This is a genomic window from Amycolatopsis sp. Poz14 (assembly GCF_006704225.1).
GTDB lineage: Bacteria > Actinomycetota > Actinomycetes > Mycobacteriales > Pseudonocardiaceae > Amycolatopsis > Amycolatopsis nivea.
This window is the reverse complement of sequence record NZ_JACLHD010000001.1, coordinates 6,008,045-6,019,819: the sequence shown is the minus strand read 5'-3', so window position 1 is coordinate 6,019,819 and position 11,775 is coordinate 6,008,045. Positions and strand designations below refer to the sequence as shown.

Genomic DNA, 11,775 nt, shown 5'->3' with positions numbered 1-11,775 from the left:
GTCGCTCTACTGGCCCTGTCCGCCCGCGCCGGCCATCGCGACGACGAGCTTGCGCGGTCCGGCGTACGGCATGCGCCCGTGCGAGACGAGCATGTTCTCGAGAATGGCGATGTCGCCGTCCTGCCACCGGAACATGACGGTTTCTTCCCGGTAGGCGCGGCGGATCTCGTCGAGGTCGGCTTCGTCGATCGGGCTGCCGTCGCCGTAGTAGGTGTTGCGAGGCAGGCCCTGCTCGCCGAAGGCGGCCAGCAGCGTTTCGCGGATTTCGGGCGCCTGCGCGGAAATGTGGAACAGGTGCGCCTGGTTGAACCATGCCGTTTCACCGGTTTCCGGGTGCGTCACCACCGCTTGGCAGACCTGACGGGTGCGCAGGCTGTCGTCGGCGAGCCATTCGTACTCGATCCCGGCGCGGTCGCAGAACGCCTCCACCTCGGTGCGCTCCGGCGTCTGGAACACGTCCTGCCACGGCAAATCCAAGCCCTGCCCGTAATTGCGCACGTACATCACGCCGTGCTCGGCGAACCGGTCGCGGATCGCGGCGGGGATGCGCGCCAGGACGCGGGTGCTGTCTGCGAGCGGAGTCTGGCCGCCTTCGGGAGCGGCCCGTACCGAGTAGAAGCCCAGTTTCAGCGGCCAAGACCGGCTGTAGGCCATCTCGTTGTGCTGCGGGATTTCCTGCGTGGCCGGGTATTCGGTCGACGTGTAGACGTTGCCCGCGACGTGGCTGCGCGGCGTCGATCCGTAGGAGTACTCCAGCATGTCGCCGCCGACCAGCCGCACCACCTGCTCGAATTCGGCGACGTCGCCGACGGTGAACCCGCGCAGCAGCACGGCTTTGTGCCGGACGGTCTGCTCGCGGACCTGCTCGCGGTTGGCCTCGACCCAGGACAGCGCGTTGACGCCGTCGACGGCCGGGGCGAACAGCAGCGGCGCCGGGCTTTCGGCCAGCAGCGGGCGGGCCGAGACCAGCGTCTCCGGCGCGAGGCTCACCGCGGTTCGCCGCCGGGGCCGGAACTGGGCTGATCCGCTTTCCCGATTGCTCATCTTCCCGCTTCCTGTCGTGCGTTGGGTTCGACCTGGTCGGGCGCCGCGGCGACAGCACGGCGGCGCCGTCGCAGGGCTCCTTGGCTGTAGGCGGCGGCTCCGGCCGCGCCTGCGGCCCGTTCCTCCTCGTCGGCGGCGGCGAGTTCGTCCCCGAGGTCCGCGATCGCGGCGCCCGGGTCGGCGGTCACGGCGCGCAGCACCCGCCGGATGTGCTCGGCCAGCCGGACGATCCCTGCGGGCCGGAACAGGCTGGTCTTGTACTCGCACACCAGGCTCAAGCCGGTGCCCGTGCGGCGGAACTCCAGCCGGAGGTCGTAGCGAGCCATGCCCGGCGGCGCCCCGACCGGCTGCGCGTCCAGGCTGCCGAAGCCGCCGGCGGCCGGTTCGTCCTGCACGACGAACCACGTCTGGAACAACGGCAGGTGACTGGCCGAGCGCTCCGGCTGCACCTCCTGCACGACGCGTTCGAACGGCGCTTCGGAGTGCGCATAAGCGTCCAGGCAGGTGGCCCGGACTTGTTCCAGCAGGCTCGCGAAGGTGGACTCGCCGCCCGGGTCCGCGCGCAGCACGACGGTGTTGACCAGACAGCCGATCAGCTCCTCGGTTTCCGGCCGGGACCGGTTCGCGACCGGCGTGCCGACCACCACCTCGGGCAGTTCCCTTGCCTGCTGAAAAGCGACCGCGGTGGCCGCGAACAAGACCATGAACGCCGTCGTGCCGGTCCGGTCCGCCACTTCGGCCGCTCCGGCCGCGACCGCGGCGGGCAGTTCGGCCTGGTGCATGGCGCTGGCGTGCGTCTGCACCTCCGGCCGGGGGAAATCGGTCGGCAGCGGGGCGGGGGAGATTCCGGTCAGCTTCGCGCGCCAGTACGCGAGATCGTCGGAGATCTGCCTGCCTGCCAAGCGGTCCTGCTGCCAGTCGGCGTAGTCGGCGAACTGGATCGGCAGCGGCGCGCGCGCGATCGGCTCGCCGGCGAGCGCGGTGCGGTAGTTCTCCGCCAGCTCGCGCAGCAGGAGATCGAGCGAGTGACCGTCGGCGACGAGGTGGTGCAGGCACAGCGCGAGCTGGTGCTCTCGCGGGGAGGTGCGCACCAGCACGGTCCGCCAGAGCGGGCCCTCGGCGAGGTCGAACGGGGTTTGCGCGACCGCCGCTGCCAGCCGGTCGGCATGGTGCGGCTGGCCGGACAGATCCACCACCGGCAGCTCGGCGGCGAGCTGGTCCCGCGCGAGCTGACCCGCTTCGGAACCGGCGATCGTCAGGTGCGTGCGGAGGCTTTCGTGCCGGTCGACCACCGCCTGCAGCGCCGTGCGCAAGGCCCGCGGGTCCAGTTCTCCGGTCAACCGCAGGACGCCGGCGATGTGGTAGAGCGGGGTGCCCGGCCGCCATCGCTCCAGGAACCAGAGCCGCAGTTGCGCCGACGAGAGCGGAGCCGGTCCGGTCCGTTTCCGCGGGACGATCGGTGCTTCGTCGGCCCGGGCGCCGGCGATCTCCTTGGCCATCGCGGCGAGATCGGGTGCTTCGAAAACGGCGCGCAGCGGCAGTTCCACACCGAACTCGGCACGAATGCGGCCCTGCAGCCGCGTCGCGATCAGCGAATGCCCGCCGAGTGCGAAGAAACTGTCGTGCAGTCCGGCTTCGGGCACGTGCAGCACGCTGCACCACAGCTCGGCCAGCGCCTGTTCGGTCGGCGTACGCGGTGCGACGTACCCGGCGGCCGGTTCTTCGCCCCCTCCCGGCGAGGGAAGCGCGGCGACGTCGATCTTCCCGTGCGCGGTCAGCGGGAAGGCTTCCAGCGTGACGTAATGCGCCGGACGCAGATGCGCCGGAAGGGCCTCTCGGACGCGGGAGCGCAGGTCGCTGGTGTCGCCGTCCGCGGTGAGATAAGCGACCAGACGCTGGTCCCCGGGTTCGTCTTCGCGCAGGACCACGCGGGCGCCGGTGATCTGGGGATGACGGCGCAGCACCGCTTCGATCTCGTTCGGTTCGATGCGGTGGCCGCGCAACTGCACTTGGTCGTCGGAACGGCCGAGATAGACGAAGGCTCCGTCGGGCAGCGCGTGCGCGCGGTCGCCGGTGCGGTACATCCGCGAACCGGGTTCCCCGAACGGGTCCGGCACGAATCGCTCGGCAGTCAGCCCTGGCCTGCCGAGGTAGCCCCGGGCCGGACCGGCTCCGCCGACGTGGAGGTGCCCGGCGATCCCGGCGGGCACCGGCCGGAGATCGTCGTCAAGCAGGTAGACGCGCAGGTCCGGGATCGGGCGGCCGACGACGCTTCCGGATGCGCGGTCCAGGTCCGGACGGCCGACCGGGTGCCGGGTGACGTGGACGGTGGTCTCGGTGATTCCGTACATGTTCACCAGCTGTGGCCGCTCCAGCCCGAACCGTGCGGCCCAGCCGGCGAGCCGGTCGGCGGACAGCGCCTCGCCGCCGAAGACCACCGTGCGCAGTGCGGGCAGTTCGGAGACCGTCTCGGCCAGTGGCAGGAAGGCCGAGGGCGTCTGGTTCAGCACGGTGACCGCCTGGTCGGCCAGGACCCGGGCGAAGTCGGCGGGGGCCCGCCGGGTGGTGTCGTCGACGAGGACCAGCCGTCCGCCGTGCGCGAGCGCACCCCACAGTTCCCAGACCGAGAAGTCGAACGACACGGAGTGGAACAGGCTCCACACGTCCTCGCGGCCGAATCCGAACCAGTGCCGGGTCGCGTCGAACAGCCGGGCCGCGTTGCCGTGCGGGACCAGGACGCCCTTCGGCCGTCCGGTCGATCCGGACGTGTAGATCACGTACGCGAGGTGCGCGGGATCGATCGGAGCCGGCGCGGGCTCGGCGGGCGCGGCCTCGGGCGTGAGGACGCGTGGCCCTGCGGGTACCCGGGCGGCCAGATCCGGCGAGGCGACCACGACCGGGGCGCCGCTGTCGGAGAGCAGATAGTCGAGCCGCTCCTGCGGATAAGCCGGGTCGAGCGGCAAGTACGCGCCGCCGGCGAGATGGCAGGCGAGTATCGCGATCACCTGGAGCGGCCCGCGGTCCAGCAGGACGCCGACCAGCACGTCCGGCCCGACCCCGGCGGCACGCAGCCGGCTCGCCAGGCCGCCCGCGCGGTGCAGCACGGCGTGGTACGTGAGCTGTTCGCCGCCCCACACCAGCGCCACCGCGTCGGGTTGCGTTCGTGCCGCCTCGACGAACCGCTCGATCAGCGCCGGGCCGCGGACCTCTTCCGGCTCGGGGTTCCAAGCGCGCAGCAACCGGTCGTCCGCCGGGGCCAGCGAGACGCTGCCGACCAGGCGGCCTGGACCGTCCGCAAAGGACTCAAGCGCGCGGATCACCTGCTCGGCCAACGCGGCAGCACTGTCGTCGGGGCAGCGATCGGTGGCGTACATGAGACGGAGCGCCAGCCGCTCGCCCGGGGCGGCGACGAGGGTCAGCGCCGCGTCGGTCTGTTCAGTGGCGCGCACATCGTGCGCCCGCAACCCGCCGCGCGGCCGTACGGCGTGTTCGCCGAGCGGGTAGTTCTCGAAGACCACCAGGCTGTCGAACAGGCGGCTGCCGCGGGGCACGTTGCTGCAGCCCTGTATCCGGACCAACGGCGTGTGTTCGTACTGCCGGACTTCGGCGAACGACGACTGCACGGCACGCAGCCACGGCGCCACCTCGGCGTCCGGGTCGACGCGCAGGCGCATCGGCAGCGTGTTGATGAACAGTCCGACCATGCTCTCGACCCCGGGCAGCTCCGGCGGCCGCCCGGACACGGTCACGCCGAACACGACGTCGTCGGACTCGGCGTGTCGGGCGAGGACCAGGCCCCATGCCGCCTGCACCGCGGTGCTCAACGTCAGCCCGTTGCCCCGGCACAGGTCCCGCAGCGCGCGGGTGCGCTCCGCGGACAGTTCGACCTCTGCCGTCGCGGTGCCGATCGGACAGCATCCGGGCTGGTCCAGCGGAAGCGGGGTCGGCGCGGCGAACCCGGCGAGCGCCTCGCGCCATCCGGCGTCGGATTCGGTGGCGTCCTGCTCGCACAGCCAGCCGACGTACTTCTCGTACGGCGGCACGGCGGGCAGGTTCGGCCGCTGTCCGGCGACCTGCGCTTCGTATGCGGTGAACAAATCGGTGAGGACGATCGGCAGCGACCAGCCGTCCATCAGCAGGTGGTGATGCGTCCAGACGAACCGGTGGGTCCGCTCGGCGACCCGGGCGAGGGCGAAGCGGAACAGAGGCGGCTCGGCCAGGTCGAATCCGGCGGTGCGCTCTCTCTCCAGCAGATCCGAGACCAGCGCGGCCACGTCGTCGCGACCGCGCCAGTCGGTCAGCCGCCACGGCTCCGGCACCTCGCGGTGGACGACCTGCACGGGATCTTCGCCGTCCGCCTGATGGAAGGTCGTGCGCAGGGCAGGGTGCCGGGAGACCACCTGATGCCAGGCGCTGCGGAACGCGGCGACGTCCAGATCGCCTTCCAGCGCAAAGGAAAGCTGGACGACGTACACCCCGCTGTCCGGCGACAGCAGTGCGTGAAAGCGCATGCCCTGCTGCAATGGGGACAGCGGATACGTCGCTTCGGCGCCGGATTCGTCAGCCGGTTCGGCGAGGTCGCGGACGTGCTGGAGAAACTGCTCGGCGAGCCGCGTGACGGTGCGCTCCGCGTGCATCGCGGGCACGTGGGTCCAGCGGACGTGCAACCGCCCGGCCGCCACGAAGGCGGTTACCTCGAGGGGATACGGCCGCGGCTGCCGGGGATCCTGAGTGCCGGAAGGCAGTTCGGGGACGAGTTCCCACGGGGCGTCGCCGAGTCCGCCGTCGAGCTGGCCGAGGTAGTTGAAGCACACTTCCGGCACCGGAAGGGAACGCAGCGGCGCGTCCGAGCCGTGCCGCAGCGCCAGGCATCCGGTACCGACCGCTTCCGTGCCGTCCTTGCCGAGCACCACCGGCTCGACGACCGTGAACCACCCGACGGTGCGGGTGAGGTCGGCATCGGGACCGGTGTCGCGGCCGTGGCCCTCGACGTCGACCAGCACGCGGTCGCGGCCGGTCCAGCCGGTCAGCACCCGGCCGAGCGCGGCGTGCAGGATGTCCTTCGCCGACCGGCTGCCGGCCGGCCGCAGCAACACCGAGGTCTGGTCTTCGTCGAGAGCGACGGTCACGGTGTGAGCGTCGCCGACGGCGCCGGCTCCGGCGTGTGCGAAGTCGGCGGGCGCGAAGTCCACCGGAACGCTGCCGTCGTGCTGTTCCAGCAATGCCCGGCACCGGTCCTGGTCGCCCGAGCGGCCGCCGGCCGACTCGGCCCACTGACGGAACGACGTGGTTTTCCGCGGCAGCACGACCGGCTCGCGCCGGAGCGCTTGGCGGTACGCGGTGGCGAGGTCGTCGAGCAGGATTCGCCAGGAAACGCCGTCCACGCCGAGATGGTGCGCGACGAGCAGGACGCGGTGGTCGTCCTGGGAGACGGTGGCGTACAGCGCGCTCAGCAGTACACCGCTGGCGAGATCGAGCGAGCGCTGTGTTTCCGCGACGCGGGACTCGAGCGCGGAGAACCGTTGCGCTGCAGGCAATGCGGTCAGATCGGCGATGTGAAGCAGCGCGGGCGGTTCCGCCGGGGGCGGGGCGTTGTCCAGCGCCCAGCCGTCTTCGGCGCGCAGCCGCAGGCGCAGCGCGTCGTGATGCGCGAGCAGCGCGTGCAGCGCGATTTCCAACGCCGCCGGGTCGAGCGGCTGGGCGGAGCGCAGGGCGAGCGCCTGGTTGAAATGGTGCGGTGCGGGGAGCTTCTGATCGAGAAACCACTGCTGGATCGGCGTCGGGGACACGGGCCCGGCGACCGGGCCTTGCTCGGCGGAGACTGCGGGCGCCGATCCGGCGACGGCGGCCAGTTCCGCGACGGTCTGGTGCTGGAACAGCTGCTTGGCGGTGACGGCAAGCCCGGCTTGCGCGGCACGGGAGACCACCTGAATGCTCAGGATCGAGTCGCCGCCGAGCGCGAAGAAGTTGTCGTCCCGTCCCACTCGGGCGATGCCGAGCACCTGCTCCCAGACCGCGGCGAGCGCGCGTTCGGCCGCGGTGCGCGGCGGCTGGTATTCCGCGCTCGCGGTGAAATCGGGCTCCGGCAGCGCGTCGCGGTCGACTTTTCCGTTGCTGGTCAACGGCATCCGGTCGAGCAGCACGATCGCCGCCGGCACCATGAACTCCGGCAGGCGACGCGCGCAGTGCTCGCGCAGCTCGGCCGGGCCGGGGCGGGGTTCGGCCACCACGTAGGCGGCGAGCCGGGCCGTGCCGCGGCGGACCAGCACCGCGGCTTCGCGCACCGCGGGGTGGTCGAGCAGCACGGTCTCGATCTCGCCGGGCTCGACCCGGAATCCGCGCAGCTGCACCTGATCGTCGGCCCGGCCGAGGAAGACCAGGCCGCCGTCGGGGCCGAACCGCGCGCGGTCGCCGGTGCGGTAGAGCCGGCCGCCCGGTGCACCGAACGGGTCCGGCAGAAACCGTTGCGCGGTAAGCCCGGGACGGCCGAGATAGCCGCGCGACAAACCGGGCCCGCTCACGTACACCTCGCCCGCGACACCCGGCGGCACCGGCCGGAGACGCGCGTCGAGCAAGTGGACCTGAGTGTTGGCGAAGGGACGGCCCAGCGTGGGTTCCGCGTCCTCGGCGCGGCACTGGCCGATGGTCGCGCCGACGGTGCACTCGGTCGGGCCGTAGCCGTTGAGGAACCGGCGGCCCGGCGCCCAGCGACGCACGACTTCCGCGGTGACGGCTTCTCCGGTCGAGGTCAGCACGGCGAGGTCCGGCGGGGTCGCGGGCAGCGACGCCAGGGCGGACGGCGCCAAGGTCGCGTGCGTGATCGCCTGCCGGCCCATCAGCCCGGCCAGTTCCGGGCCCGGCAGGCGCTCCTCACCGGTCGCGATGCAGAGCGTGCCGCCGAAACACAGCGCCATCACGACATCCCACAACGAGGCGTCGAAACCGAATGACGCGACGGCCAGCACCCGGTCCGCGGCGGACGGGGCGATCGCGGACGCCTCGGCGGCGACCAGATTCGTCAGGCCGCGGTGCGTCATCAGCGCGCCTTTGGGCCGTCCGGAGGATCCGGAGGTGTAGATGACGTATGCGAGGTGGTCCGGGCCGACGGTGACCGCGGGTGCGGATGCGCTCGCGGCGGCGATCTCGTCCCGGTTGCCGTCGAGACGCACGACAGTGCCGACGCCGGACGGAACGGACTCGGCGAGATCGCTGGTGGTCACGACGACGCGAAGACCGCTGTCGGCGGCCATGAACGAGAGCCGGTCCGCCGGGTAGGCCGGATCGAGGGGCAGGTACGCCCCGCCCGCGGCGAGCACCGCCAGCAGGCTGACGATCGACTCGGCGGAGCGTTCGAGGAACACGCCGACCGGCGTCTCGGCGCACACTCCCCGCGCACGCAGCACATGGGCGAGCCGGTGCGCGGACCGCTGCAGCGCGGCGTAGGTGAGCTGCCGGTCGCCGCAGACGACCGCGATCACGTCCGGCGTCCGAGCGGCCTGGCGCGCGATGAGCTGGTGCAGGCGTTGGCCCTCTTCGACCGGTGCCGCGGTGTCGTTCCACTCGGCGAGCTGCCGGGTTTCGGCGGGAGTGAGCAGCGGCACCGAACTCGCCCGCCCGCCGGGATCGGCGGCCATCGCGGCCAGCAGCAGGCAGTAGTGGTCGGCGAGCCGTTCGACAGTGCGCGCGGCGAACAGGTCCGTGCTGTACTCGACCACACCGTGCAGCCCGCCGTCGGTCTCGGTCACCGCGAAAGCGAGGTCGAACCGGGCAGTGCCGGGATCAAGATCGAGCTGCCGGGCGGTCACCCCTGGCAGGTCGACGTCGAAGGCGGAAGCGTTCTGCAGCGCGAACAACACCTGGTAGACCGGGTTGTGGCTGAGGTCCCGTCCGGGCCGCAGCGCGTCGGTGACCAGCTCGAACGGCACGTCCTGGGCGTAGGCCGCGAGGCAGGTGCGCCGGACCTGGCGCAGCAGGGCGCGGAAGCTGGGGTCGCCGTCGATCCGGACGCGCAGTGCGACGGTGTTGGCGAAGAATCCGACGACCTCCTCGAATTCCGGCCGCACCCGGTTCGCGACCGGCGTCCCCACCACCAGATCGTCTTGCCCGCTGTGCCGGGCGAGCAGGACCGCGTACGCGGTGAACAAGGTCATGAAAAGGGTGACTTCTTCTTCCCGGCTCAACGCGGTCAGGCGCCGGTGCAGGTCGGCCGGGACGGTGAAGGTGTGCACGGCTCCGGCGAAGGTCTGCACGGCCGGGCGCGGCCGGTCCAGCGGCAATTCGTGCAACGCCGGTGCGTCGGAGAGCTGTTCTCGCCAGTAGGTCAGTCGCGTGCCCAGCTCCGGGCGGTCCCGCTGCCAGCGGGCGAACTGCGCGTACCGCGCGCTCGGCGGAGGCAGCGGGGCGCCTCGGTAGGCCGTGGCGAAATCGCGCAGCAGCAAGGAAAACGACCAGCCGTCGACCACCGCGTGGTGCCCGGCCAGCACCAGCACGTGGTCGTCGTCGGCGATGCGCACCAGCGCGGCCCGCAGCAACGGGGCGCGGCCGAGGTCGAACGGGCGACGCGCGACCCGCGCCGCCAATTCCCGCCCCGCGTCCGGCGTCGCCTCGGCGTTGATCAGCTCGATGCCGAGGCGCAGCTCATCGGAGACCACCTGCACCGGCTGGCCGTCGTCCGAAACTATGGCCGTGCGCAGCGCGGAATGCCGGGCGACGACCGCGTTGAGCGCGCGTTCGGCCTCCGGGACCGACACCGGCCCGGACAGCCGCACCGCCACGTGCGACACGTAGGCCGCGGTACCGGGCAGAAGCTCTTCCAGGAACCACAGCTGGCGCTGCCCGGAGGAGAGCGGAGCGGGGGAGTCGCCGGACGGGAGTGCGGCGTCGGTGTGCGTGCGGTCCTGCTCGGCGATCTCGCGGGCGAGCGCCGCGAGATCGGTCGCCTCGAACACCGCGCGCACGGGCAGGTCGACGCCGAACGCCGCGCGGACCCGGCTTTGCACCATGGTGGCGAGCAGCGAATGGCCGCCGAGGGCGAGGAACCGGTCGTGCCTGCCTGCCTTCGGCACGGCGAGGACGTCGGCCCAGATCTCGGCGAGCCGCTTTTCGGCATCAGTGACCGGTTCTTCGTACGGTCGGCCGGAATCCCGTCGCACGGGAGGCAGCGCGGCTCGGTCGACCTTGCCGTTCGGCGTGGTGGGCAGCGCGTCGAGGAGCGGGAACGCGTCCGGCACCAGGTGGGCCGGCAACCGCTCGGCGCAGTGCGACCGCAGGTCTTCGGCAGTCGTCTCGGCGGCGACCGCGTAAGCCGTCAGCGTGTCGGGCGCGGCGATGACGACGCAATCGCGCACTGCCGGGTGCTCGCGCAGCACAGCCTCGACTTCGCCCGGTTCGACGCGGTGGCCGCGGACCTTCGCCTGCCGGTCGAGCCTGTCCACGAAGTCCAGTTCGCCGTCCAGGCGGCGCAACACGCGGTCGCCGGTCCGGTAAAGCCGCGCGCCGGGCTCGCCGAACGGATCCGGCACGAAACGTTCCGCGGTGGTTCCCGGACGCCGCCAATAGCCGCGCGCCAAGCCGGGCCCGCCGAGGTACAGCTCGCCGGAAGCGCCGGGCGGCACCGTCCGGAGATCGGCGTCGAGGACGTGCGCCCGGGCGTCCGCGACCGGGACGCCGATGGTGACCGGCCCGTCCGGCACGCACGTCGCCGCCGTCGACCAGACCGTCGCCTCGGTGGGGCCGTACAGGTTGTGGAAGCGGCGCCCGGGCGCCCACCGGCGGACGACTTCCGGCGGGCAAACCTCGCCGGCCACCGAGACGGTGACGAGTGCGGGCAGCTTCGCGGCGGGGGTGACCACCAACGCGGACGGCGGCAGGGTGACCGTCGTGACCGCCTGCCGGTCCAGGGTCGCGATCAGGTCCGCGCCGGGCATCAGCCGCTCGCCGGGAAGGACCAGCGTCGCGCCGGAACACAACGCCATGACGATCTCGAACACCGAGGCGTCGAAGCTGGCGGATGCGAACTGCAGTACCCGGCGGCCGGGTCCGGTGCCGAGAATCCGTTGCTGCGCGAGGGAGAGTCCGGCGATGCCGCGGTGGGTGAGCAGGGCTCCCTTCGGCCGTCCGGTCGATCCGGAGGTGTAGATGACGTACGCCAGAGCGTCGACGCGCGGCACCGGCAACCCGGCGGTTTCGGCGGGCCACGGCTGGTCGAGCGGCAGCACCCGCGCGCTGTGCCGGGGCAGCGAGATCGCGGAATGGGTGAGCAAAAGCGGTACGTCGCCGTCCGCGAGCAGGAACTCCAGCCGCCGGGCGGGATACGCGGGGTCGATCGGGAGATAGGCTCCGCCCGCCTTGAGCACTGCCAGCAGCGCGGTCACCAGGTCCGCGGTCGGCGGAAGACAGACACCCACGCGCACGTCCGGTCCGACGCCCAGCGCGCGCAGGCGGCGCGCCAAGGCGGTGGCGCGCGCGTCGAGCGCCCGGTAGGTGAGCTGCCGGTCGCCGCAGACGACCGCGATCGCGTCCGGCGCCGCGCTCGCGTGCGCGGCGAACAGTTCGTGCAGCGTGGCCTGGCCGGACGGAGCGCCGGCGAGCGCGACTGCGCCGTCCGGCGTATTCGATGCCGTCATGCAGCTGCTTCGGCGGTGCGCCGGAAACCGGCGGCGGCCGTCGTCCGTGACTCGCTGGATAACACGCTGAAACGCCCCCAGAATGGCGTGGCTGCGGATCAATTCT

General features: G+C 72.2%; 2 protein-coding genes. Both read right to left on the bottom strand.

The window, feature by feature from the left end:
* Positions 1-6 precede the first annotated feature (6 nt).
* Complete coding sequence (locus FKO37_RS28330; RefSeq protein ID WP_134662798.1) at positions 7-1,044, bottom strand: TauD/TfdA family dioxygenase; 1,038 nt, start codon at positions 1,042-1,044, stop codon at positions 7-9.
* On the bottom strand, positions 1,041-11,669 hold the full coding sequence (locus FKO37_RS28325; protein ID WP_238606459.1) for a non-ribosomal peptide synthetase: 10,629 nt from the start codon (positions 11,667-11,669) through the stop codon (positions 1,041-1,043). The genes FKO37_RS28330 and FKO37_RS28325 overlap by 4 nt, the downstream gene beginning before the upstream one ends.
* Positions 11,670-11,775: the final 106 nt, after the last annotated feature.

Bases quoted from the DNA above. Each gene is read 5' to 3' on its own strand.
- FKO37_RS28330 (WP_134662798.1), bottom strand. From the start codon at position 1,044: ATGAGCAATCGGGAAAGCGGATCAGCCCAGTTCCGGCCCCGGCGGCGA.
- FKO37_RS28325 (WP_238606459.1), bottom strand. From the start codon at position 11,669: ATGACGGCATCGAATACGCCGGACGGCGCAGTCGCGCTCGCCGGCGCT.